Genomic DNA, 26,073 nt, shown 5'->3' with positions numbered 1-26,073 from the left:
GCGGCGTGGCAGCACCGGCGGGAGCCTGCCCGACGTGTGCGTCCGACTCCGCGGTCGCTGCCTCACCCTGGCCAATCCGGCCACTCAACGCCCCGACACTGGTCGCGGGCACAGGTTCGGGTCGTTTCCAGCGGCAACCCGCCCACCCGGCACGGCAGGCAACCCCGCCAGCCCCGCAGCACCATCCGGCAGGGTCCACAACCGCACCGTCCGGTCATGACTGGCGGAGGCCAGCATCCGCCGGCCCGGCCCCGCCGGCCACGACGTCACCGCGAACACCGCGCGGGTGTGGCCTTCCAACGTCCGGAGCAGGCGGCCGTCGGCCGCATCCCAGATCCGCACCGTCCCATCCGTGCCGGCGGAGGCCAGCAGCCGCCGGCCCGACTGCTCCTGCCACGACGTCACCGCCCACACCGCGCCGGTGTGGCCGTCCAACGTCCGGAGCAGGCTACCGTCGGCCGCATCCCAGATCCGCACCGTCTCGTCGTCGCTGGCGGAGGCCAGCAGCCGCCGGCCCGACGCCTCCTGCCACGACGTCACCGCCGACACCTCGTCGGTGTGGCCTGCCAATGTCTGGAGCAGGCGGCCGTCGGCCGCATCCCAGATCCGCACCGTCTCGTCGTCGCTGGCGGAGGCCAGCAGCCGCCGGCCCGACGCCTCCTGCCACGACGTCACCGCCGACACCTCGTCGGTGTGGCCTGCCAATGTCTGGAGCAGGCGGCCGTCGGCCGCATCCCAGATCCGCACCGTCTCGTCCCCGCTGGCGGAGGCCAGCAGCCGCCGGCCCGACGCCTCCTGCCACGACGTCACCGCCAACACCGGGCCGGTATGGCCCTCCAACGTCCCGACCAGGCGACCGTCGGCCGCATCCCAGATCCGCACCGACCGATCCGCACCGGCGGAGGCCAGCAGCCGCCGGCCCGACTCCTCCTGCCACGACGTCACCGCCCGCACCGGGCCGGTATGGCCTTCCAACGTCCCGACCAGGCGACCGTCGGCCGCATCCCAGATCCGCACCGTCCGATCCGTGCTGGCGGAGGCCAGCAGCCGCCGGCCCGACTCCTCCTGCCACGACGTCACCGCCCACACCGCGCCGGTGTGGCCGGTCAGCAACTGCGGAGACACCACCGCCGGCGGCGGCGTGGCAGCACCGGCGGGAGCCTGCCCGACGTGCACGTCCGACTCCGCGGTCGCTGCCTCACCCTGGCCAATCCGGCCGCTCAACTCCCCGACACTGGTCGCGGGCACAGGTGCGGGGTTGTTTCCAGCGGCAACCCGCCCACCCGGCACGGCAGGCAACCCCGCCAGCCCCGCAGCACCATCCGGCAGGGGCCACAACCGCACCGTCCGATCCCCGCTGGCGGAGGCCAGCAGCCGCCGGCCCGGCCCCGCCGGCCACGACGTCACCGCCCACACCGGGTCGGTGTGTCCTTCCAATGTCCGGAGCAGGCGGCCGTCGGCCGCATCCCAGATCCGCACCGTCTGATCCATGCTGGCGGAGGCCAGCAGCCGCCGGCCCGACTGCTCCTGCCACGACGTCACCGCCCACACCGGGTCGGTGTGGCCGTCCAACGTCCGGAGCAGGCTACCGTCGGCCGCATCCCAGATCCGCACCGTCCGATCGTCGCCGGCGGAGGCCAGCAGTCGCCGGCCCGACTCCTCCTGCCACGACGTCACCGCCGACACCCAGTCGGTGTGGCCTTCCAACGTCCGGACCAGGCGGCCGTCGGCCGCATCCCAGATCCGCACCGTCCGATCGTCGCCGGCGGAGGCCAGCAGCCGCCGGCCCGACTCCTCCTGCCACGACGTCACCGCCGACACCCAGTCGGTGTGGCCTTCCAACGTCCGGACCAGGCGGCCGTCGGCCGCATCCCAGATCCGCACCGTCTCGTCCCCGCTGGCGGAGGCCAGCAGCCGCCGGCCCGACGCCTCCTGCCACGACGTCACCGCCCGCACCGGGCCGGTGTGGCCTGCCAACGTCCCGATCAGGCGGCCGTCGGCCGCATCCCAGATCCGCACCGTCCCATCCGTGCCGGCGGAGGCCAGCAGCCGCCGGCCCGACGCCTCCTGCCACGACGTCACCGCCAACACCGGGCCGGTGTGGCCTTCCAACGTCCGGATCAGGCGACCGTCGGCCGCATCCCAGATCCGCACCGTCTGATCCGTGCTGGCGGAGGCCAGCAGCCGCCGGCCCGACTCCTCCTGCCACGACGTCACCGCCCGCACCCACTCGGTGTGGCCGGTCAGCAGCCGCGGGGACACCACCGCCGGCGGCGGCGTGGCAGCACCGGCGGGAGCCTGCCCGACGTGCGCGTCCGACTCCGCGGTCGCTGCCTCACCCTGGCCAATCCGGCCACTCAACGCCCCGACACTGGTCGCGGACACGGGTGCGGGGTCGTTTCCAGCGGCAACCCGCCCACCCGGCACGGCAGGCAACCCCGCCAACCCTGCAGCACCATCCGGCAGGGTCCACAACCGCACCGTCTGATCCGCGCTGGCGGAGGCCAGCATCCGCCGGCCCGGCCCCGCCTCCCACGACGTCACCGCCGACACCTCGCCGGTGTGGCCTTCCAATGTCTGGAGCAGGCGGCCGTCGGCCGCATCCCAGATCCGCACCGTCTCGTCCCTGCTGGCGGAGGCCAGCAGCCGCTGGCCCGACGCCGCCTGCCACGACGTCACCGCCCACACCGGGTCGGTGTGGCCTTCCAATGTCCGGAGCAGGCGGCCGTCGGCCGCATCCCAGATCCGCACCGTCTCGTCCCCGCTGGCGGAGGCCAGCAGCCGCCGGCCCGACGCCGCCTGCCACGACGTCACCGCCAACACCGGGCCGGTGTGGCCTGCCAACGTCCCGACCAGGCGGCCGTCGGCCGCATCCCAGATCCGTACCGTCTCGTCCCTGCTGGCGGAGGCCAGCAGCCGCTGGCCCGGCCCCGCCTGCCACGAGGTCACCGCGTACACCGGGTCGGTGTGGCCTTCCAATGTCCGGAGCAGGCGGCCGTCGGCCGCATCCCAGATCCGCACCGTCCGATCCCCGCTGGCGGAGGCCAGCAGCCGCCGGCCCGACCCCTCCTCCTCCCACGATGTCACCGCCAACACCGGGCGGGTGTGGCCTGCCAATGTCCGGAGTAGGCGACCGTCGGCCGCATCCCAGATCCGTACCGTCCGGTCCCTGCTGGCGGAGGCCAGCAGCCGCTGGCCCGGCCCGCCTGCCACGAGGTCACCGCGTACACCGGGTCGGTGTGGCCGTCCAATGTCTGGAGCAGGCGGCCGTCGGCCGCATCCCAGATCCGTACCGTCTGATCCCAGCTGGCGGAGGCCAACAGCCGCTGGCCCGACTCCTCCTGCCACGACGTCACCGCCGACACCATGCCGGTGTGGGTCAGCAGCTGCGGGGACACCACTGCTGGCGGCGTGGCAGCATCGGCGGGAGTCTGTCCGACGTGTGCGTCCGGCTCCGCGGTCGCTGCCTCAACCCGGCCAATCCGGCCGCTCACCTCCCCGACACTGGTCGCGAGCACCGGTGCGGGGTCGTTTCCAGCGCCAACCCGCCCACCCGGCACGGCAGGCAACCCCGCCAACCCTGCAGCACCATCCGGCAGGGGCCACAACCGCACCGTCTGATTCCTGCCGGCGGAGGCCAGCATCCGCCGGCCCGGCCCCGCCTCCCACGACGTCACCGCGAACACCGAGCCGGTGTGGCCTTCCAATGTCCGGATCAGGCGGCCGTCGGCCGCATCCCAGATCCGCACCGTCCGATCCCCGCTGGCGGAGGCCAACAGCCGCTGGCCCGACGCCGCCTGCCACGATGTCACCGCCGACACCGGGCCGGTGTGGCCTGCCAACGTCTGGAGCAGGCGACCGTCGGCCGCATCCCAGATCCGCACCGTCTCGTCCCCGCTGGCGGAGGCCAACAGCCGCTGGCCCGACTCCTCCTGCCACGACGTCACCGCCGACACCGGGCCGGTATGGCCTTCCAACGTCTGGAGCAGGCGGCCGTCGGCCGCATCCCAGATCCGCACCGTCCGATCCGTGCTGGTGGAGGCCAACAGCCGCCGGCCCGACTCGTCCTGCCACGACGTCACCGCCAACACCTGGCCGGTGTGGCCTTCCAATGTCCGGATCAGGCGGCCGTCGGCCGCATCCCAGATCCGCACCGTCCGATCCCCGCTGGCGGAGGCCAGCAGCCGCTGGCCCGACGCCGCCTGCCACGACGTCACCGCCCACACCGCGCGGGTGTGGCCTTCCAATGTCCGGATCAGACGGCCGTCGGCCGCATCCCAGATCCGCACCGTCCCATCCTCGCCGGCGGAGGCCAGCAGCCGCCGGCCCGACGCCGCCTGCCACGACGTCACCGCCGACACCGCGTCGGTGTGGCCTGCCAACGTCCCGACCAGGCGGCCGTCGGCCGCATCCCAGATCCGTACCGTCTCGTCCCAGCTGGCGGAGGCCAGCATCCGCCGGCCCGACTCCTCCTGCCACGACGTCACCGCCGACACCGGGCCGGTGTGGCCGGTCAGTAGCTGCGGAGACACCACCACCGCCGGGGAGGGCGCGGATGGTTGCCAGTCCATGTCCGGCCCCTGGTAGGTAGCCCAGGCGCCGAGGTTCCCGCTGCCCAACTCCCCGACACTGGTCGCGGGCACAGGTCCGGGGTCGTTTCCAGCGGCAACCCGCCCACCCGGCACGGCAGGCAACCCCGCCAGCCCCGCAGCAGCGTCCGGCAGGGTCCACAACCGCACCGTCTGATCCCCGCCGGCGGAGGCCAGCATCCGCCGGCCCGGCCCCGCCGGCCACGACGTCACCGTCAACACCATGTCGGTGTGGTCTTCCAACGTCTGGATCAGGCGGCCGTCGGCCGCATCCCAGATCCGCACCGTCTCGTCCACGCTGGCGGAGGCCAGCAGCCGCCGGCCCGACTCCTCCTGCCACGACGTCACCGCCGACACCTCGTCGGTGTGGCCGTCCAACGTCCGGACCAGGCGGCCGTCGGCCGCATCCCAGATCCGCACCGTCCCGTCCCCGCTGGCGGAGGCCAGCAGCCGCCGGCCCGACTCCTCCTGCCACGACGTCACCGCCGACACCTCGCCGGTGTGGCCGTCCAACGTCCGGAGCAGGCGGCCGTCGGCCGCATCCCAGATCCGCACCGTCTCGTCCCCGCTGGCGGAGGCCAGCAGCCGCCCGCCCGACTCCTCCTGCCACGACGTCACCGCCGACACCTCGTCGGTGTGGCCTTCCAACGTCCGGAGCAGGCGGCCGTCGGCCGCATCCCAGATCCGCACCGTCCCGTCCCCGCTGGCGGAGGCCAGCAGCCGCCGGCCCGACTCCTCCTGCCACGACGTCACCGCCCACACCGCGTCGGTGTGGCCTTCCAACGTCCGGATCAGGCGACCGTCGGCCGCATCCCAGATCCGCACCGTCCCGTCCCCGCTGGCGGAGGCCAGCAGCCGCCGGCCCGACGCCTCCTGCCACGACGTCACCGCCGACACCGGGCCGGTGTGGTCTTCCAACGTCCGGACCGGGCGGCCGTCGGCCGCATCCCAGATCCGTACCGTCTCGTCCAAGCTGGCGGAGGCCAGCAGCCGCCGGCCCGACTCCTCCTGCCACGACGTCACCGCCCGCACCATGCCGGTGTGGCCGGTCAGTAGCTGTGGGGACACGAGCGGTGGCGGCGTGGCAGCACCGGCGGGAGCCTGCCCGACGTGCGCGTCCAACTCCGCGGCCGCTGCCTCAATCCGGCCAATGCGGCCGCTCAACGCAGCGATGTCGGACACCGATCGGACGTACTCGCTCAGGTCACGCGACCCCCGCGCGAGCCTGAGGTCCCGCAGCCCGTCGAGGTACCGGTCGGACAGCCGATCCAGGACCGACCGCGCCTGGCCGACGTCCTGGCCGCGTTCGGCCGCCTCCACCAACGGCCTCTCAGCGGCTTGAAGTCTGTCGATACGCTCCGCATGGCCACCGACCAGAGCCTCCCACCGCTGGATGAGATGATCGGTGATGGTGGCCGCGCCACCGAGAGCGGCGGCATGCACCGTATCGACGAACAACGGATAGAACGTACCCATTTCCTCATCGGCCGGACCACCCCGACCACCCGAACCGGGTGACACGAACTCGACCAACATCAACGGCGCGTTTCCGTCCCGTCCCACCACCGGGTGTCCGTACCACCTGCGGTCGCCTCCTTGCTCGACGACCTGGACCCGCACCTGGAAAAGCTCCGCCAACGCGTTCAGGAACCCACCCGAATACACTTCGGCACCGCGCGCAGACCGCAGATCCCGGATCACCACATGATCGGAACCCAGCCGCCCCTCCATCCGGTCCAGCAGCGCCTGCGCCCGTGTCTCCACGTTGTCGAACCCGCGATACTGGCCCGGCCGCACACCATTGAGCGTCTGCGCCAACGAGTCCAGCAAACACAACAGCCCGTCACCCCGGCGATCCCCCGGTGCATCCACTCCGGCAACCCACCCGCCGACGGCTGCCCCCCACCCGGAGCCACACCCTGCGGCCCGGCCACCCACTCGTACACCACCGGAGCATCGCCGGCGTGTGGTGACGGTGCCGCTTCCGGTGGTGGCGCCGTTACGCTGGCCTGCCCCGGCAACACCGCCGCCCGAGCCGGCAGCAACCGGATCTGTTCCTCCAACAACTCCCGCGCCAACCCGAACGCGCTCACCGCGGAGAGCAACTCCGCGCTCCGCTGCTCGGACACCCCCGGCACCCGCCCCACCACGTCCACCCGCCGCGGCACCAGCGGCACGTCCAGGGCAGCCCGGAGCCTGGAAACCTGCGCTCCCGGGTCTGCCGGACCGTCCGCCGACCACAACAACGCCACGTCCCCGCCATGATCAGCCAGGAACCGGGTGAACTCCGCCCCACTGCCAGACCGCACGCGGGACAGGTCAGCCTGCCGCCGCCAGCGTATCCTCGAACCACGACCGGTCCGCCCGATCCCGTAGCAAGGACCCAGGCACCCAGATACACCGCCCGCAACACGTCCCGGACGGCGTCCGGTACCGTCGCGCCCTCTGCGGCCAAGACGATCCCCGGTGGCACCGCCGCGGCCCACACCCGCCCAATATGGTCCGCTACCAGGCCTTCCACCTCATCCGGTCAACCGCCCAGCCCTCGCGAACGCCGTCACCAACTGCTGACTGTCGCCGTGCCCCGCCCATTCCTCCAGCCGCAGATCGAGCCGATCCGTTTACCGCAGCCCCACCCACCCACTCGCGTGTATGCCGGACCAACTCCTGCACCCAACGCGACCAGCTGCTCCACCCGCTCACCCATCCGGCGGTGCGCCCGCACCCCTACCGTGCCGGCGGCGTCCGGGGTCGACAGGTCGACCGCCAGCGGATCGGTCACGGTCACATCGGGAAGCATCGCCGTCAGCTCCGGAACCCGAGCCCGCCACTGCTCAGCCGCCCCGCCCGGTTGCAGCGCCGCCGCGATCGGGGGCAACTCGGACCGCACCCGGGTCCAACTCTGCGCCTCGACGAGATTCGACACCTCCCGAGTGCCTACCACCGGCTGGCCGGCGGCCATCTCACCCATCCGCACCGGCCACAGGTCACCCTCCGCCACATGCGCCAACACCACCGGCGATGCCCGCCCACCGAACCCGTGCACCACCACATACACCGGCTCCCGCAACCCCGACTCCACCGGCGGCAACGCACTGTTCAGGAACGTGTCGAACAATGTGTCCACGACCGCCGTGGGATGCACCGGATGCGGCCGCGGCACACCCACCACCAACACCCGCGCGCCATCCGGCACCCACCCCACCGGCCCCACGTCCGGCGTCGCCCCCGCCACACTCTCCCCGGCAAGCAACCCCGCCTGCCGCAACTCCACCACCCGCCACCGACCAAGCCCTGACGACGGCACCGGAGGGAACACCCAATCCCGCATATACGAGGCCGCCCGCTGCCCGAACCGCGCCCAACGCCGGTCCGGCGGCAGAAGATACGGCGCATGCACACCGTGCAATCCCCGCGCCTCCCGGTAGAACTGAGCCGACCGGGCATCCTCCGGACGGATCGGACGCGCGTGGAACTCCCACAGCAACGCCCCACCCGCGAACGTCTCCCGACCCGAGAAATCGACAGGAATCAGACCCTGAGGAACAGACCTCGCCCCCACGCCCGCCACATACCGCGAACGGATCGCTACCGCCCCCGACTGGCCACGCCTTACCCGCAACGCCGCGACCTCGACCACCGTCCGAGGCTCCACCAACGGACCAGCACCATACGGCGACAACTCGATCACCGCCGTCGCAGGCACCTGCACCCCCGGGAGCCGGCCATCAAGCAATCGCCTCACGAGATCCAGCACACCCTCATGCCCGCGATCGCCGAACGCCAGTACCACCCGCCACACCCCACCACGGCCCTGCACCTCGTCCAGCAGTTCATCCGCAGACCGATTCCACGTCCTCTCAACCGCCCTCGCCGACCACGTTTCGGCATCCGTCACCGCCTGCCGCTGCGCCACCACAGACAGACCTCGCGGATCAACCTCAGCGCCCACACCATCCGGATACACCACCACCGCCTCGGCGGGGCCGGCAGCACTGGCGACACCCCGAACCGTCAGGAAACCTGGGGCGGAGCCGGCCGAGTCGGCCGGGACCGTCGGCGGCCGTGCGGTGACTTCCTCGGCGATGCGGTCTGGCGGGACCGATAGTCGCCGGGGCTGACCCGGATCGATCACCCTGTACGGCGCCCCCACGCGACCGTGACCTCTCTGGACCGGATGCAGCAGACCACTGCCGCGCAATACCCCGATCTGGTGATGCACCCTCCTCCGCGGTGTGGATGTCGCCGCGGCGAGGGCGAACCCGCTGGCGGTGATGATCCCGTAGGCGTCCATATGGTCGATCAGGGCGTCCCACAACTGCCGCAGCTGATCCCGCTGCCGTGTTGTGGTGGCGATGTGGTCGGCGTGCTGGTCGAACAGCGTCCGGGCCTCATTCCGGTCGCGCACCCACCGGCTGCCCGCAGCGGGTTGGGGTTGGTCGGGGTGCAGCGGGGCGAGGGTGGTGGGTGGCTCGTCGGCGGGGGAATGAAGGGTGTCGCCGGCGTGGACAGTGCCGGCGTCGGTGCGGGTCACCGCCGGGGAGGGCGCGGATGGTTGCCAATCCATGATGTCCGGCCCCTGGTAGGTGGCCCAGGCGCCGAGGTTCCCGCTGCCGTCGCCGGCCTGATCGTCGATGCTCGGCCGGCCGACGGACGTCGCACCGTGCCCAGCGGTCACACCAATGCCGGGCCCGGACACAGGTGCGGGGTTGTTTCCAGCGGCAGCCCGCCCACCCGGCACGGCAGGCAATCCCGCCAGCCCCGCAGCACCATCCGGCAGGGGCCACAACCGCACCGTCCGATCCTCGCTGGCGGAGGCCAGCATCCGCCGGCCCGGCCCCGTCTGCCACGACGTCACCGCCGACACCGTGCCGGTGTGGCCGTCCAACGTCCGGACCAGGCGGCCGTCGGCCGCATTCCAGATCCGTACCGTCCGATCCGCGCTGGCGGAGGCCAGCAGCCACTGGCCCGACGCCGCTGGCCACGATGTCACCGCCCGCACCGTGCCGGTGTGGCCTTCCAACGTCCGGATCAGGCGACCGTCGGCCGCATTCCAGATCCGCACCGTCTGATCCCCGCTGGTGGAGGCCAGCAGCCGCTGGCCCGGCCCCTCCTGCCACGACGTCACCGCCAACACCTGGCCGGTGTGGCCTTCCAACGTCCGGACCAGGCGACCGTCGGCCGCATCCCAGATCCGCACCGTCTGATCCCAGCTGGTGGAGGCCAGCATCCGCTGGCCCGACGCCGCCGGCCACGATGTCACCGCCAACACCGGGCCGGTGTGGCCCTCCAACGTCTGGAGCAGGCGGCCGTCGGCGGCATCCCAGATCCGTACCGTCCGATCCGTGCTGGTGGAGGCCAGCATCCGCTGGCCCGACGCCGCCGGCCACGATGTCACCGCCAACACCGCGGCGGTGTGGCCTTCCAACGTCCGGATCAGGCGGCCGTCGGCCGCATTCCAGATCCGTACCATCCGGTCGTAGCTGGTGGAGGCCAGCAGCCGCTGGCCCGACGCCGCCGGCCACGATGTCACCGCCGACACCGCGGCGGTGTGGCCTTCCAATGTCCGGATCAGGCGGCCGTCGGCCGCATTCCAGATCCGTACCGTCCGGTCGTAGCTGGTGGAGGCCAGCAGCCGCTGGCCCGACTCCTCCTGCCACGATGTCGACGCGTACACCGGGCCGGTGTGGCCGGTCAGCAACTGCGGAGACACCGCCGGCGGCGGTGTGGCAGCACCGGCGGGAGCCTGCCCGACGTGCGCGTCCGGCTCCGCGGCAGCTGCCTCACCCTGGCCAATCCGGCCACTCAACGCCCCGACACCGGTCGCGGACACAGGTCCGGGATCGTTTCCAGCGGCAACCCGCCCACCCGGCACGGCAGGCAACCCCGCCAGCTCTGCAGCACTATCCGGCAGGGGCCACAACCGCACCGTCTGATCCCCGCTGGTGGAGGCCAGCAGCCGTCGGCCCGACTCCTCCTGCCACGACGTCACCGCCCACACCGTGCCGGTGTGGCCTTCCAATGTCCGGATCAGGCGGCCGTCGGCTGCATCCCAGATCCGCACCGTCCGATCCGCGCCGGCGGAGGCCAGCAGCCGTCGGCCCGACTCCTCCTGCCACGACGTCACCGCCAACACCTGGCCGGTGTGGCCGTCCAACGTCCGGAGCAGGCGGCCGTCGGCCGCATCCCAGATCCGCACCGTCCGATCCGTGCTGGTGGAGGCCAGCAGCCGCTGGCCCGACTCCTCCTGCCACGACGTCACCGCCCGCACCGGGCCGGTGTGGCCGTCCAATGTCCGGAGCAGGCGGCCGTCGGCCGCATCCCAGATCCGCACCGTCTGATCCCCGCTGGTGGAGGCCAGCATCCGCCGGCCCGGCCCCTCCTGCCACGACGTCACCGCCGACACCGGGCCGGTGTGGCCGTCCAATGTCCGGAGCAGGCGGCCGTCGGCTGCATCCCAGATCCGCACCGTCCGATCCGTGCCGGTGGAGGCCAGCATCCGCCGGCCCGACCCCGCCTGCCACGACGTCACCGCGAACACCGTGCCGGTGTGGCCTCTTAATGTCTGGAGCAGGCGGCCGTCGGCCGCATCCCAGATCCGCACCGTCCGATCCCCGCTGGCGGAGGCCAGCATCCGCCGGCCCGGCCCCTCCTGCCACGACGTCACCGCCCGCACCGCGCCGGTGTGGCCTTCCAACGTCCCGATCAGGCGACCATCGGCCGCATCCCAGATCCGCACCCTCCGATCCGTGCCGGTGGAGGCCACCAGCCACCGGCCCGACGCCTCCTGCCACGACGTCACCCCCCACACCGGGCCGGCGTGGCCGGTCAGCAGCCGCGGGGACACCACCGCCGGTGGCGGCGTGGCAGCACCGGCGGGAGCCTGCCCGACGTGCGCGTCCAACTCCGCGGCCGCTGCCTCAACCCGGCCAATCCGGCCACTCAACTCCCCGACACTGGTCGCGGACACAGGTGCGGGGTCGTTTCCAGCGGCAGCCCGCCCACCCGGCACGGCAGGCAACCCCGCCAGCCCCGCAACACCATCCGGCAGGGACCACAACCGCACCGTCCGATCCTCGCTGGCGGAGACCAGCATCCGCCGGCCCGGCCCCGCCGGCCACGACGTCACCGCCCACACCGAGCCGGTGTGGCCGTCCAACGTCCGGACCAGGCGACCGTCGGCCGCATCCCAGATCCGCACCGTCCGATCCTCGCCGGCGGAGGCCAGCAGCCGCCGGCCCGACGCCTCCTCCCACGACGTCACCGCCCACACTTCGTCGGTGTGGCCTTCCAACGTCTGGAGCAGGCGGCCGTCGGCCGCATCCCAGATCCGCACCGTCGAGTCGTCGCTGGCGGAGGCCAGCAGCTGCCGGCCCGGCCCCGCCGGCCACGACGTCACCGCCGACACCTCGTCGGTGTGGCCTTCCAACGTCTGGAGCAGGCGGCCGTCGGCCGCATCCCAGATCCGCACCGTCCGATCCGCGCCGGCGGAGGCCAGCAGCTGCCGGCCCGGCCCCGCCGGCCACGACGTCACCGCCAACACCTGGCCGGTGTGGCCTTCCAACATCTGGAGCAGGCGGCCGTCGGCCGCATCCCAGATCCGCACCGTCCCATCCCCGCTGGCGGAGGCCACCAGCCGCCGGCCCGGCCCCGCCTGCCACGACGTCACCGCCCGCACCTCGTCGATGTGGCCTTCCAACATCTGGAGCAGGCGGCCGTCGGCCGCATCCCAGATCCGCACCGTCCCATCCCCGCTGGCGGAGGCCACCAGCCGCCGGCCCGACTCCTCCTGCCACGACGTCACCGCCCACACCGGGAGGGTGTGGCCTTCCAACGTCTGGAGCAGGCGACCGTCGGCCGCATCCCAGATCCGCACCGTCCCATCCGTGCCGGCCGAGGCCCGCAGCCACCGGCCCGACGCCTCCTGCCACGACGTCGACGCGAACACCAGGCCGGGGTGGCCGGTCAGCAGCTGCGAGGACACCACCGCTGGCGGCGGCGTGGCAGCACCGGCGGGAGCCTGCCCGACGTGCACGTCCGGCTCCGCGGCAGCTGCCTCACCCTGGCCAACCCGGCCACTCAACGCTCCGGTGTCCACCACGGTCGACGGGGCAGGAGCAGACGATCCGTCACCTTCCACCGGATCGGACGGCTGCCTGCCCGGGGCGGAGCCGGCCGAGTCGGCCGGGTCGGTAGAGGTGGCTCGCATCGCCTGGGACGGACTGCGCGGCGTGCTGGTAGAGGCGAGCAGGAACGCGCTGGTGTCGGCGCCCGTCGTGGTGATCGGCCGCGGGTGGCGGGCGGCCTGGCCGAGTAGGTCGGTGATGGTGGCGGGTCGCCCGTCCGCGTCGAACGCGGCCAGCCAGGTGCCGGACATGAACAGGTGTCGCAGCCACGGGTCGGGTGGTCGGTCCTCGGCGCCGGGCACCAGGCCGTCGCGCACCTTGATCGTCGGCGGTCCGGATGGTTGTGGTTGGCTGTGGAGGGCGAACACGTGTTGGGGCTCGTTCGGTGGCGCGGCCCTGACCACGACCATCGACCCCGGCACCGCCCGCAACGCGGCCAGCACGTCCTCTCCCGCGACCCCGTCCGGGTGGGCGACACGCTCGGGTACCGTGTCGAGGATCTCCATCAGTTGCGGCCAGCCCATGGTGGGCGCGAGCCGGCCGTCCGGTCCGATGATCCGGTCGTCGAACACCGCCCGGTTGCCCAGCCGCTTGTACTCGGTTTGGAACACATCGAGCGTGGCCGCCACGCACCACCACAGGTCGCCGCTGCTGCCGGGACGTACCTGCTCCCCAGCCGCCCAGTTGGCGACCCGCTGCCCGGACCCGAACGGCGCGACAGCCTGCCCAGTTGCCGCGACAGCCGGCTCGCCGCGTCCGACCGGGTCGCCGCTGATCAACCCGTCCCGCGAAGAGGCGTCCCTGAACGGGTCCGTGTCCCTGAATTCGCGCTTGGCCGCTTCACCATTGTCCGACTCGTTTAGCGACGGGACGCCACTGACCGGATCCCCGTCGATGAAGTCGCGTGTGACCGGGTCGCGGCTGATCGGCTCGTCCAGTGAGGAAAGGTCACTGACCGTGAAGGTGTCGTCGGGCCTGTTATCGCGGCTGAAGATGCTGGAGACGGACGGGTCACTGACCGACGTCCTGTCGCTGATGTGGTCGTGGTTCGGCGTGCCGTCGGTGCGGGGGGCAACACCACCCGGCACCGTACTGCGGGCGCCGGCCGCATCCGGCGTGCCCGGCGTGCCTGGCGTGCTGGGGGTGGCGGGCGTGGCGTTGCCGGTGGCCTGGGCGAGTACCTGGTGGTATCCGTTGACCCAGTCCCGTTGGAAGGATCCGGCGAGGGTGTCGTGGCTGGCCGGTTCGACGCCGTACTCGCGGGCCAGGGCGGTGAACTGGGTTTCCGCCTGGCTGGTCGCTGCTGCGGTGTGCTGCTCGGGAGTCACCGGCACCGTCGGCAGGTCGGTACGCCGGTGTGTCGGGGTGTCCGTGCCGGATGGGGTGGTGTGTGGTGCGGTGGTGTCGGAGATGGCCGCGGCCGTGACACGGGCGGGCAGGTCGGTGACCGCCTGCCGGACCACGTCCGCCACGGCGCTCACCTGCGCGGCGTCGGGCCTGACCACCGCAGCCGGCGGCACGACGGGCGGCACGGCCAGTAGTGCGGTCAGTGGTGCGGCGGGTAGTGGAGTGGCGCCGAGGATCGCGTCGAGGCTCCGGTCCACGTGGGCCCGCACCTCCCGCTCGACCGCGGCGCGCACAGCATCCGACGGTGGCGCCGCCGCCCCGGAACCCCCCGGCACGCCAGCAGCCCCCGGCACGCCAGCGACCCCTGGCGGGACGACACCGCCTGGCAGGACGACGCCGCCTGGCAGGGGGACGGTCGCCGGTGCGCCCGTGGTGAAGTACTGATCGAGGTGATGCCCGACGGCCAGGTGCGCGATCGAACGCAACGCCTGCCGGTCGAACTCCCCCGGCAGCGCCGCGACAACCTGCTCCGGACGTACCGCCGCCGGGATCTGCCCGCCCGCCGGGACCTGCCCCGCGAGGGTTTCGGTGACCTGGGCGACCGCCCGGTCCCGGACACCGAACAGGAACTGGTCGGTCAGGGCGGTGGCGGGCAGACCGACCTGAGACAGGAAAACGGGGACGGCCGGGTCGTTCTGCCGGACGTCGGCCCACTCGGTGAACACCTGCTCGACCGGCACGGGCAGCCCGGCCAGGAACTGCCGCGCCTGCCCCGTCCCGGCCAACAACCCACCGTAGTGGTCCGCCAGTTCCTGCTGGAACCCATGCCACTGCTCCACCACCGGCGCACCGGCGAGCGCGACCCACTGCGGCACCGGCGCAGCCGGCATCGACCACGACGGCACCGACCACGACGGCACGGACAGATCCAGCTTCGGCGCGGGCAGGTCCAGCGCCGGCGCGGGCAGATTCGACGCCGGCAGCAGCGGCACGGGCGGGGGCGGCGGGGCCTGCCCGCCGGTCACCACAGGCTTCGGATCGTCGACCCCAGCCTCGTACCCCGCGGACGTGTCCAACCCCACCGGTGTCGGCCCCACCGGCAGGACCGGCTTACCGTCCGGCGTGAACGCGAGGTGAGGCATCTGCACCCGGGGCTGCACCACGGCGCGACTCACGACGAACCCGAGCCCGCTCGCGGCCGCCCCGCCTGCCCCCGAAATCGCCCCGGACAGAAGATCCGCACCAAGATTACCGGGGTCCCAGTACCCATCGACCATCAAGCTGGCACCGATACCGAACAGCCCCTCCCCGAGGGTCTCCGTCACCGGCCGCGTCAGCACATCGGTCAGCAGATGCTTGGTGGTGTCCGACACGGCGAGCTTGCCGACCGCGCCCGCGACAACGCCAGCGGCCCTGCCCAACGCCGGCCCGCCCACCGTGCCGAGGAACGCCGCCGCCCCCGCGAACGCCGCCTGCTTACCGACCGTCGACCAGTTCACCCCCGGCTGCAGACCATCGGTCATCATCGACACCTCGGCCAGCAACGCAGAACCCGGCATGAACAACATCTGCATAGCCGTGCCACTCGCCGCCGACCGCACCAACGCCGAACGCAGAATCGCCTGAATGATCGTCCGCGTCTGCGCGACGTGCGCCGCCGCCCCCACCGGATTCCAGAACCACATCGCCGCGGCGACAGCGAACTCGGCAATCATGAAGTTGAACATGGCCAACGCCGTACGCTTGCCGACCTCCGTCTCCACGAAGAACTTCTTCTCCGCCTCGACCACGGCGAGCATCAGGTCGGCCGTCTCGGCCATCTTCCTCACAAACGGAGCGGTCTGCGCCACGAACCGGTCGAAGGCCTCACCCTCCCCCGCCTGCCGGACCGCCCTGATCGTCTGCTCCAGCAACGGACCCAGCACCGTACGCACCCGACCCGCCAGCGTTCCCAGCGTGCCGATGTCATCCCGCAACAACGGCAGCTCCGCCCGGGACACCCTCATCCCGGTGAACGCTTCCAAAGCCCGCAACGCGCTCTCGCTGAGCTCAAGGGTCGGACCGGCGGCGGCCAACGCGCAACGCTTCCCTCCCGCCCCGAAACAGGGGCACCCAATGCGGATCAGTCAGCCACGTGCAAACCAGCCGCGCTGACCGCCGCTCATGTCCGGCACCAAAATTATGCCGGTCTCCTCCGTGTTGACCCCGACACGCTCTCCGACCGCGGTGCCCACGACATCCTGCTCACCATCACCGACGAAGCCGGCATCACCGCCGACTTCACCGGCGGCCACGTCCTGCGCCACACCTTCGGCACCCGCCTGGTCCGCAAAGGCCACGACCATCGTCCTGGTCGCCGAGCTCATGGGACACGCACGCCTCGAAACCACCCGGGGCGTACAGCTTGCCCACCGACGCCGACCGCGAAGCCGCCATCAACAGCCTCCTCACCGACCGCTGACCAGCGGATTCACCAGCCTATTGCCGTTTCCGGCGTATTCCGGTCGGCCCCCCTACCATCTCACGGCTGAACCGAAGCGCCGGTTCACGCTCGACCTGCGGCCTGAGGGAGACCACCCGGACCGGGCGCAGGTGGTGGTGGACCTGCCACGGGTGGGCGGCAATCCTGCACCGCATCGCCGTCGACGTCGACGAGCTGGCCCGCGCCCGCCGCGTGGCCGACCTGAAGAACGCGGCCGTCCTGCCTGACCGGCGTGCCGAGCGTCGCCGCCGGGCAGCCGAGCCGGAGCTGGACTTCCGCGAGTTCTGCCGCAGCAAACAACTGCCGGCATCCTCGACCCCACACCTCGAACGCGCCTGGACGCCTGGCAGGCCGAGCGACACCGACACGGCGAGACCGACACCCCACCGTTCCAGGCGGACAACCCGTTCCGGCCACGCTGAGGCCCCCGATCACGGCGCGGCCAAAGCAAGACGTTCAGCGGACTGAACGCCATAGCGGTGTTCATGACCCCCGCTCTTACCGGCACACCAACAGCAGGAGCATGGGTCAGCACTGAGGACTGGCAGTTATGTATGTATGTCCACGCATCGATTGCATGCGCAAGCCTCTTACCTGTGCGCGGAGTGCGCCTGCCCGTGAACCTGGACCAGCGGGTCCGCGCCGACGCCGACGCCGCCGGCGTGAAGGCATCCACCCTCATCCGCGAGTGGATCGAACTCGGGCTGACCGAGCTGGAGAACGACCGGCCCGTGTCCCTGTCCGCGCCGCGCCACGCGATCGCCGCCGCCCAGGCCAGCCGCGCGCCGCCTGACCGCCCACCGCCACCCACACCGGCTCACAGCGCAGGTCACAGCCGGTTCTGTCAGCACACCCGCCGCCGTGACACACCCGGCCGGCCCGGCGGCGACCATCTGACCGCGAGCCGCCTTCCGCCCCTTCCGCCGGGGCTTCACCACGCCTTCACCACGGCGCACCCCCGAGCAGCACACCACAGCCCCCGCCCGGTCGGCTCACAGCGCAGGTCAACGGCCGTCTGACAGACCCAGCCGACCAGGTCGCGAAAGCCAGACTCCCTCCCGTGAGGAGGGAACTCCTTCTCTCTCCCCTGAGCGGCGCGCCGACACGACGTCGACCACGACCAGGTCCCCGCCGAGAAGCGCCCGCCAGGAAGACACACCCAGGCATCGCGACCAAGCGGTCCAGCCGCCCCGCCGAGCTGTTCGATCCTGGCCGCAATGTCAGCCGGTCCCGGCCGCCGTGTCCGCCCAGGTCACGGCCGCTGGCTGCCTTGTACGCGGCACACCCTCTTGCATTCTCGGCCCGACCGCTGGGGGAGGGGCACGCGGTGCGGGGCGTGAGCTTCGAGGCGCGCGGCCAGCATCGCGACGAAGAAGTTGTCGACCAGCGTTGCCAGGGCGTTGCCAACAGCCTGACGTGCCGCAGCGCGCCGACCGGCCCGGCGATTTACGGAAGCTCCCGAGGAACCTTCCGGGGCAGCTCTCGGGGAACCACCCGGGGAGCGTTGCGCCGGGCGTTGCCGCCCCCCGGTCGGACGCCGCGTGCGCGGAGCAAGTTGCAGAAAAAGAGGTTCTTGTGGCCGGGGCACGGCCCCGACGTCGACGTCGTCGACGCCCCGGCGCTGCCGGAGCAGGTTGGAGCAAAAGTCTGCCTTTTGGGCGTGGCCATGACGTGACGGACGCCAGCGATGGCACCCGCCGTCGTGGTTCCGGCGTCCGCCGCCCCGCCCCTACGGGACGGGCCACCACCCGCCTCCCAGTGGGAAACCGTCCTGGCCGCGCTCGCCGGCCAGCTCCGCGCCGGCCGCCACACGTGGGACCGCCACCGGATCCGCGACGCCCTCAACGAAGTGCTGCACGCCCTCGGCGAGGATCCGCTGCCCGACCGCCGCCGCGTTCACCAGCCACCGGAGTACGCCGACCCGCCCGAGGACGCCACGGCCGCCGCCGCAGGCACCCTGATCGTTGCTTTCGGCGGCCAGACCACCGACGCCACCCTGACCCGCCTCGCCGATTACACCGGCCACCCCACGGCCGTCGTCCGCGACGCCCTGGCCCACCTCGCCAGCCGCAACCTCGCAGTGCTGTACCGGCACGGCCAGCCCGTCGACGACGTCGCCGCCCTGGCCGAACACGCCCGCTTCCAGTTGCGGCTACCCCGACCCTGATCAGGCGTCGACGTAGTCCTCGGCGCCGGTCAGCCGCAGGGCCCGCTTGTCGTGCTCCCGGCACAGGTCGACGTCCTCGCCGGCGATCTACCGGTCTCCGAAGATGACCCCGGACCGGGCCACCTGCCAGGTCACCACCGGAGCCCTGGGGCATTCGGCGACAGTGCAGACGGCTTCCTGGTCGGGCAGATGGCTGGCGGTGAGAGTGATGACCGGGACGGGCGGCATACGCGGCGTCACCTCCGGAGGGGTCGACGGTCGAGCCTCCGAGGGTACGAGGCGTCCTCGTGATCTCGCCATCCGTCTTTTTGCTGCTCAGGAATATTGATTCGTACGAGTGTGCGAATGGCGGGTGCGAGTGAACCTCAGCCGAACGCCCGACCTCCGGCGCCGGATGTTAGTCGTACGAGTTGTACGAGTTGTACGATGCGGGCATGAGTGAGCCCGCAGCCGAACTGCCGATCTCCGACGCCCGCGACAGCCTCGCGGACGTGGTCTCCCGCGCCCACTACGCCGGGCGAATCACCTACGTCACCCGCCGCGGGCAACGCCTGGCCGCCATCGTGCCGGCCGAGGTCGCCGAGGCGATCGAGCGGGCCGAGGACGCCGCCGACGTCGCCGCCGCCCGCGAGGCCCTGGCCCGCATCGACGCCGGCGACACCCCGGTCCCGCTGACTGAGCTGCGCAACGAGCTCGGCCTGTGACCAGCCCGACGCCGCCGGCGTACACCGTCCAGGTCGACCGCGCCGCCGCCAAGCTGCTGCGCAAGCTCGACCGTCCCGTGCAGGCTCGCCTCGTCACCGCCATCGCCGGCCTGGCCACGAACCCCGCCCAGCCGGCGTCAAAGCCCTGACCGGACACCCCGGCCTGCTCCGAATCCGCGTCGGTGCCTACCGCATCGTTTACACCGTCCGCGACCAGGAGCTGATCGTCCTCGTGGTCCACCTCGGCCACCGCAGCGACGTCTACGACACTCTCTGAGCCGCGCTGACGTCCCAAAGGTGCCGATCAAGCGCTACGCTCAGCTACGAAGACCCCGGTCCGCCTCTGCCCCACGCGGGCACGCAGCCGGGGTTTTGACTTTCCGGGCAGGCCCCACCCGCGCGATGCCTACGAGCCCGCCGCCGCCATTTGGTGCAAGCTCTCGACAGAGCGGTGTGGCCGCCTCGTCAACGCCGATCGGGTCGAGCGCCATGACTACCAGCGCCGCGACCTCGGTCAGGCGTAGACCTGATCCATCCGTAGGACGACCACGGTCGCATCGTCATGACGTTTGCCCCGCCAACGCCGCGGGTTCGGATCATCGCGTTCGGCGCTACGCACGGCACGGATGAGCGCCTCGGGGCCGCCTTCCTCGCATAGGGCAAAGACAGCACTCCAACCCCACCCGTAACGCTCAGTCAGGCGTGAGACGCCGTCGGTGCACCGCAGGATCTGTGTGACCGAGCGCTGTGGAAGGGCTCCCGTCAGCGCGTGTTCGGCCGCAGCAGGCGCGGCTCCCAGGACCCAGAACCCGCCTGGCCGATTGCGAATCGTTGCCACATAGGCCGGCGAGTAGGTGCGTACGCGGCCCTCGACAACCGGTGCGCCGGGCAGGCGATCAACCCGGTCATCGATGATGCTCGTGGGTTCGCCTTGCCCTTGGTCGATGACGACCGCGCAGTCACCGACCACCAACCACTCGACTTGGTCGTCTCGAAGCCGAATGATCGCGGCTGTCGCCCCTGGGGAGAGTGGGTGGCTTAGGTCGCAGGCCGGGCCGTGATCGGCCATGGTTGCCTCGATCGCAGAGCGGGCTATCGCGGTGAGCGGCTGCTCGGGCCGCTCGGCCAGGTGGCGGCTGAGATGGGCGCCGAGGCGAGCAACGACCCAGGTGACGGGGTGAATGCAGCCGCCTGACTCGTTGGGATAGCGACCTGCGCCGTCCAGGACCAGGGCCCACCCGTCGCCGACGGCGAAGTGGTCCTCGTTGGGGCCGTCCGGCGCCGCCTCCGGTTGCGGCCGTGTAGGTGCCGTGCACAGGCCGCCTCAGTCGGGGATCTTGAATCGGTACGACATCTGGACCATATCGCCTGCGATGACGGCGAGCATGACTTCCACGGGGCGTCCGGCGGTGTCGTACGTCGTGTGCCAGGCTGTCGGACAGTAGCGATAAAGTGGCCAACGGCAATCCGGACAAAAACGGCCCCCGCTGGGGGCCCTTCCTGCCGTATCTCTCGGCGTCCTTCGGAAGCGAGTGCGGCCCGAAGGGCAAACATGTGCTGATCAGCCGGCGGCGTAGCGGACCTCTGGCTTGCCGAACGCACTTCCTGCCCGGCTACGCACCCGAACTCAACCCCATGGAACTGCTCAACAGCGACATCAAACGGCATGTGGCGCAAGCGAACCCGGCCAACCCCGCCGAACTCGCCGCAGCGGCTGCTGCGCACCTGCGCCGCAGGCAGAACCAGCCCGAAGCCGTGAAAGCCTTTTCTCAATATGCTCAACGCGTTCCGACAGCCAGTCGCGCACGGTGACTCGGCGGTGGACCGGGTGCCGGTCCACGATCAGGTGGACCTTCCGCCCGAGGTCAACAACCCGGAGGACCCAGAAGACCACGTCCGCCGCCGCGTTATGCCGGATATCAGATGATCCCGGCCTCCTTGGCCCTGGCCATGTTCCGCTCGTGCTGCTCGTACGTATCGGCGAACTCGGAGTGCCCCTCCTTGTCGATCGCCACGAAGTAGAGCCACTTGCCGTTCGGCGGGGCCATCGCGCCCTCCAGCGCCTGCTTGCCCGGGTTGTCGATCGGGGTGGGCGGCAGGCCGCGCAGCTTCCGGTTGTACGGGTTCTTCGAGTCGTCCAACTCGGCGGGGGTCATATCCTTCGACGCCTTGGTCTTCTGGCCGGTGAGCTCCAGGTAGTAGTTGACCGTGACGTCCATCTCCAGGCAGTTGCACGGGAACTCCCCGTACACCCGGTTGTAGGCCACGCGGGCGACCTTGCCCAGGTCGTCGGGGTTGCCGGCCTCGGCCTGCGCCAGCGACGCGACGATCAGCGCCTCGTACGGCGCGATCTTGCGCTCCGCCTGCACCCGGTCGACGAACTTCATCTCGCTCGTGACGGTGAGGAAGTTCTCCACCATCATCGACAGGATGCTCTCGGCGGTGGCCTTCGGCGGGATCTCGTACGTGTCCGGGTAAAGGAAGCCCTCGATCGACTTCTTCACCGGCTTGTTGTCGGTGCGCTTGAACCACCAGTCCGGCACGCCGAGCGCCTCCGGGTCCTTCGCGGCGGCCTCGAAGTCCTTGACCGGGATCTTGGTCTTCTCCGACAGCAGCTTGTAGACGCTCTTGGCGGTGCGGCCCTCGGGAATGGTGATCCCGTTCATCACCTTGTTCTTCAGGTCCAGCAGCATGCCCAGCGCGTGCTCGGCGCTCATCTGCTTGCGCACCTTGTAGCTGCCGGGCTGGATGTTCTTGCTCCGCGAGTTCCCGGCGGCGGCCTCGATGAACGCCTTCGAGCTCTTGACCACCCCGGCCGTGTACAGGGCGTCGGCCATGTCGGCGATCAGCGCACCCTGCTTGATCTCGACCACGACCTCCCCGGTGCCGGCGCCGTCGTAGTCGGGGGTGACGAAGTAGCTCTGGACCCGGTCGAAGCCGTAGAACGCCCCGCCACCGATGCCACCGAGCAGGACGAGGGCCATGAGCAGGGCGAAGACCGTCTTCCCGCCACCGCCAGAGGACTTGCCCTGGCGTCTGCGCACCGCGCTGCGCCGGTGCCGGCCCTTCTCACCCCGATCCGACTCGTCGAACCCGAGGTCCAGATCGTCGATCATCGCGTCCGCCTCCGCTGCGCGTCCAGCCAGCTCTGCAGGATCTCGACCGCGGCGGCCTGGTCGACCACCGCGCGTTGGCGCTTCCCCCTGACGCCACGCTCGGCCAGCCTACGAGACGCGACCACGGTCGACATCCTCTCGTCGGTGAGCGTTACCGGAACGGGTGCTATTACACCGGCCAGTCGGTCAGCGTACGCCTTCACGTTTCGGGCCGCCGGGCCGTGCTGGCCGGCCAGGTTGACCGGAAGACCGACCACCACCTCGACCGCCTCGTGCTCGGCGACCAGCGCCGCCAGCTCCGCCATGTCCGCCGGCACCGCGTCGGGCTCGGCGGTCAGGTCCCGGGCGAGGGTGACCAGCGGCGTGGCGAGCACCCCGTGCGGGTCCGACCGGGCCACCCCGACCCGGACCTGACCGACGTCCACGCCCAACCGGACACCGCGCGACGATTCCGTCATCTGTCGTTCACCCCGCCGTGGGACGAGCCGTTACTTCCCCCGTCATGGAACGAGTCGGGGCGAACCGGCTCGGTCCGCCCCGACTCGACACGCTGCGCGATCACGCCTCGGCGATCGCCTTCTCGACGGTGGCCAGCAGGTTCGGCGCCTCGGCCGCCGGCAGGCCGCCACCCTGGGCGAGGTCGTCGCTGCCGCCGCCCCGGCCGGACAGCGCCGCCTTCACCAGGTCCTTCGCCGACACGCCCCGGCCCCGGGCCGCCGCGTTCACGGCCACCACCAGGGACGCCTTCCCGCCGGCCCGGGCCGCCACGGCCACCACGGCCGGGCGGGCCGGGTCGATCTTGCCGCGGATCTCCTGGGCCAGGGTCCGCACGTCGTTGCCGGCCGCGCCCTCCGGCGCCTCCGTGCCGACGTACGCGACGCCGCGCACGTCCTTCGCCTGCGCCGCGAGGGCCGCCGCGCCGCCGAGCACGAGCTGGGCGCGCAGCTTCTCCAGCTCCTTCTCCGCGTCGCGGAGCTGCGTGACGGTCTGCTCCACCCGGTCGGCGACCTGGTCGCCGGGGACCCGGAACAGCTCGGCGAGGCGGGAGACCAGCAGGTGCTCGCGGGCCAGGAAGCCGAACGCGTCCATGCCGACCAGCGCCTCGATCCGGCGGACGCCGGAGCCGACCGACGACTCGGACAGGATCTTGACGAGGCCGAGCTGCGCCGAGCGGGCCACGTGCGTGCCGCCGCACAGCTCCCGGGCGTAGTCGCCGACCTCGACGACCCGGACCCGCTCACCGTACTTCTCGCCGAACAGGGCCATCGCGCCGATCCGGCGGGCCTCCTCCTGGCTGGTGATGAACGCGTGCACCTCCAGGTCGGCCAGCAGCACCTCGTTGACCTGCTGCTCCACGTCGTGCAGCACGCTCGGCGCCACCCCGGTCGGGGTGTTGAAGTCGAACCGCAGCCGGCCCGGGGCGTTCAGCGAACCGGCCTGGGTGGCCGACTCGCCGAGGAAGTTGCGCATGGTCTGGTGCACCAGGTGCGTCGCGGTGTGCGAGCGGGAGATCGCCCGCCGCCGGGTCACGTCGATCTCGGCGTACCCGGTCTCGCCCGCGCGCACCTCGCCCCGGACCACCCGGGCCCGGTGCACGATCAGGCCGGGCACCGGCTGCTGCACGTCGAAGACCTCGACCAGCCCGCCGCCGACGGTGATCATGCCCTGGTCGGGCTGCTGGCCGCCGCCCTCGGCGTAGAACGGGGTGGTGTCGAGCACCAGCTCGATCGTGTCGCCCTCGACCGCCGCGCCGACCTCGTCGCCGCCGGAGAGCACCGCGCGGACCCGCGACTCGCGGTTCAGCTCGGTGTACCCGGTGAACTCCACCGGGCCGCCCGCGTCGAGCACCGTCCGGTACGCCGACAGGTCGACGTGCCCGGTCTTGCGCGCCTGCGCGTCAGCCTTCGCCCGCGCCCGCTGGTCGGCCATCAGCCGGCGGAAGCCGTCGGCGTCGACCTGGAGCCCCTGCTCGGCCGCGATCTCCAGGGTCAGGTCGATCGGGAAGCCGTAGGTGTCGTGCAGCTGGAACGCCTTGTCGCCCGGCAGCGCCGGCTGCCCGGCCGCCTTGGTCTCGGCGATCGCCGTGTCCAGGATCGTCGTCCCGGCGCGCAGCGTCGCCAGGAAGGCGTCCTCCTCGGCGTACGCGTACTGCGCGATCCGGTCGAACTCGGCCGCGATCTCCGGGTACGACGGGGCCATGCAGTCCCGGGCCACCGGCAGCAGCTCGGGCAGCGCCCGGTCCTGCCAGCCGAGCAGCCGGACGGCCCGGATGGCGCGGCGCATGATCCGGCGCAGCACGTACCCGCGGCCCTCGTTGCTCGGGGTGACCCCGTCGCCGATCAGCATGAGCGCGGTCCGGACGTGGTCCGCGATCACCCGCAGCCGGACGTCGTCCGGGTGCGACTCGCTGGCCACGTGGCCGGAGTGCGCGCCGTACCGCTTGCCGGTCAGCTCGGCGGCCCGGGCCAGGATCGGCCGGACCTCGTCGATCTCGTAGAGGTTGTCGACGCCCTGGAGGAGGGAGGCCATCCGCTCCAGGCCCATGCCCGTGTCGATGTTCTTCTTGGGCAGGTCGCCGACGATGCGGAAGTGCTCCTTGCTGGTCACGTCGGCGATCTCGTACTGCATGAAGACGAGGTTCCAGTACTCCAGGTAGCGGTCCTCGTCGACCTCCGGGCCGCCCTCGCGCCCGTAGGCGGGGCCCCGGTCGTAGTACAGCTCAGAGCAGGGGCCGGCCGGGCCGGGAATGCCCATCGACCAGAAGTTGTCCTTCTTGCCCCGCCGCACGATCCGCTCGGCCGGCACGCCGGTCTCCCGCCAGATCTGGTACGCCTCGTCGTCGTCGAGGTAGACCGTCGCCCAGATCCGCTCCGGGTCCAGCCCGAAGCCGCCCTCGGCGACCGGCTTGGTGGACAGCTCCCAGGCCAGCGGGATCGCCCCGGCCTTGAAGTAGTCGCCGAAGGAGAAGTTGCCGTTCATCTGGAAGAACGTGCCGTGCCGGCTGGTCTTGCCGACCTCGTCGATGTCCGGGGTGCGGATGCACTTCTGCACGCTGACGGCCCGCGGGTAGGGCGGGGTCTGCTGCCCCAGGAAGTAGGGGACGAACTGCACCATGCCGGCGTTGACGAACAGCAGGTTCGGGTCGCTGATGGCGGGCAGCGGAGCGGACGGCACCACGGCATGGCCGTTCGCCTCGAAGTGGGCGAGGTACCGCCGCCTGATCTCCGCTGTCTTCATCGCTGGTGCTCCTCCGGAAAGATCTCTCGGTCCCCGATGCGCGGGTCCTCCCGCAGCTCGGCGAACTGGTCGTCGAACGCCTCGCCCCGGGCGAACGCCTCGTGGATCTCCTGCTCCCGCTCGGCCATCCCGACCCGGACGTCCTCCACGAAGCTACGCAGCGACTCCACCAGGCCGCCAGCGGATTGTGCCAGGCCGCTCGCGATGCCGGCCGGGGTGTACGCCTGCGCGGTGCGGGTCGCCTTGCGGACCACCACCACGCCGACGGCCAGCCCGATGCCGAGCCAGAACAGGCGCCTCATGCT

The 26,073-nt window shown here is 71.7% G+C and carries 14 protein-coding genes and 1 pseudogene; 6 read left to right on the top strand and 9 right to left on the bottom strand.

From position 1 onward, the window contains the following. Window positions 1–84: 84 nt before the first annotated feature. The 4 genes from JD77_RS33950 to JD77_RS32305 all read right to left on the bottom strand — a co-directional run bounded on the left by JD77_RS33950 (window position 85) and on the right by JD77_RS32305 (window position 16,401). Window positions 85–3,186 carry a WD40 repeat domain-containing protein gene (locus JD77_RS33950; RefSeq protein ID WP_246141329.1) on the bottom strand — a complete coding sequence of 1,034 codons (3,102 nt, stop codon included), beginning with the start codon at window positions 3,184–3,186 and terminating at the stop codon, window positions 85–87. Continuing rightward, window positions 3,084–6,425, bottom strand: a complete 3,342-nt coding sequence (locus JD77_RS22260; RefSeq protein WP_145776022.1) for a WD40 repeat domain-containing protein — start codon at window positions 6,423–6,425, stop codon at window positions 3,084–3,086. Before JD77_RS22260 ends, JD77_RS33950 begins: the two co-directional genes overlap by 103 nt. Before the next feature lie 721 nt (window positions 6,426–7,146). Then, window positions 7,147–16,095: a WD40 repeat domain-containing protein gene (locus tag JD77_RS34825; protein ID WP_145776021.1), complete on the bottom strand. Its 8,949-nt coding sequence runs from the start codon at window positions 16,093–16,095 to the stop codon at window positions 7,147–7,149. A gap of 93 nt (window positions 16,096–16,188) precedes the next feature. After that, window positions 16,189–16,401: a hypothetical protein gene (locus JD77_RS32305; protein ID WP_211372885.1), complete on the bottom strand. Its 213-nt coding sequence runs from the start codon at window positions 16,399–16,401 to the stop codon at window positions 16,189–16,191. Window positions 16,402–17,140: 739 nt separating this feature from the next. Between JD77_RS32305 and JD77_RS22250 the strand changes: the two genes are divergently transcribed. The 5 genes and pseudogenes from JD77_RS22250 (at window position 17,141) to JD77_RS22230 (ending at window position 19,692) form a co-directional block, all read left to right on the top strand. After that, window positions 17,141–17,563, top strand: a complete 423-nt coding sequence (locus tag JD77_RS22250) for a hypothetical protein (RefSeq protein ID WP_145776020.1) — start codon at window positions 17,141–17,143, stop codon at window positions 17,561–17,563. A gap of 317 nt (window positions 17,564–17,880) precedes the next feature. Continuing rightward, complete coding sequence (locus tag JD77_RS22245; RefSeq protein ID WP_145776019.1) at window positions 17,881–18,219, top strand: hypothetical protein; 339 nt, start codon at window positions 17,881–17,883, stop codon at window positions 18,217–18,219. 12 nt (window positions 18,220–18,231) lie between these two features. After that, complete coding sequence (locus JD77_RS22240) at window positions 18,232–18,711, top strand: hypothetical protein (protein ID WP_145776018.1); 480 nt, start codon at window positions 18,232–18,234, stop codon at window positions 18,709–18,711. A 434-nt stretch (window positions 18,712–19,145) separates the two neighbouring features. Then, window positions 19,146–19,415 carry a type II toxin-antitoxin system prevent-host-death family antitoxin gene (locus tag JD77_RS22235; protein ID WP_145776017.1) on the top strand — a complete coding sequence of 90 codons (270 nt, stop codon included), beginning with the start codon at window positions 19,146–19,148 and terminating at the stop codon, window positions 19,413–19,415. 77 nt (window positions 19,416–19,492) lie between these two features. Beyond that, a pseudogene (locus JD77_RS22230) lies at window positions 19,493–19,692 on the top strand (type II toxin-antitoxin system RelE family toxin). Window positions 19,693–19,929: 237 nt separating this feature from the next. On the opposite strand, the gene JD77_RS22225 reads toward JD77_RS22230, so the two are convergent. Continuing rightward, on the bottom strand, window positions 19,930–20,733 hold the full coding sequence (locus JD77_RS22225; protein WP_145776016.1) for a protein phosphatase 2C domain-containing protein: 804 nt from the start codon (window positions 20,731–20,733) through the stop codon (window positions 19,930–19,932). Window positions 20,734–20,867: 134 nt separating this feature from the next. On the opposite strand from JD77_RS22225, the gene JD77_RS32925 reads away from it, so the two are divergent. Then, window positions 20,868–21,227 (top strand): transposase, encoded by a 360-nt coding sequence (locus tag JD77_RS32925; protein ID WP_211372630.1) that lies wholly within the window; start codon window positions 20,868–20,870, stop codon window positions 21,225–21,227. Window positions 21,228–21,334: 107 nt separating this feature from the next. On the opposite strand, the gene mltG is transcribed toward JD77_RS32925, so the two are convergent. The 4 genes from mltG to JD77_RS22195 all read right to left on the bottom strand — a co-directional run bounded on the left by mltG (window position 21,335) and on the right by JD77_RS22195 (window position 26,070). Then, complete coding sequence (gene mltG, locus JD77_RS22210) at window positions 21,335–22,531, bottom strand: endolytic transglycosylase MltG (RefSeq protein WP_145776015.1); 1,197 nt, start codon at window positions 22,529–22,531, stop codon at window positions 21,335–21,337. Beyond that, entirely contained in the window at window positions 22,528–22,989 is a 462-nt protein-coding gene (gene ruvX / locus JD77_RS22205; protein WP_145776014.1) for a Holliday junction resolvase RuvX, read from the bottom strand. Before ruvX ends, mltG begins: the two co-directional genes overlap by 4 nt. A 100-nt stretch (window positions 22,990–23,089) precedes the next feature. Beyond that, on the bottom strand, window positions 23,090–25,768 hold the full coding sequence (gene alaS / locus JD77_RS22200) for an alanine--tRNA ligase (RefSeq protein ID WP_145776013.1): 2,679 nt from the start codon (window positions 25,766–25,768) through the stop codon (window positions 23,090–23,092). Next, window positions 25,765–26,070 carry a hypothetical protein gene (locus JD77_RS22195; protein ID WP_145776012.1) on the bottom strand — a complete coding sequence of 102 codons (306 nt, stop codon included), beginning with the start codon at window positions 26,068–26,070 and terminating at the stop codon, window positions 25,765–25,767. The genes alaS and JD77_RS22195 overlap by 4 nt, the downstream gene beginning before the upstream one ends. Window positions 26,071–26,073: the final 3 nt, after the last annotated feature.

It is taken from the genome of Micromonospora olivasterospora (assembly GCF_007830265.1).
Taxonomy (GTDB): Bacteria; Actinomycetota; Actinomycetes; order Mycobacteriales; family Micromonosporaceae; genus Micromonospora; species Micromonospora olivasterospora.
This window is presented reverse-complemented; position numbering and strand designations above follow the sequence as displayed.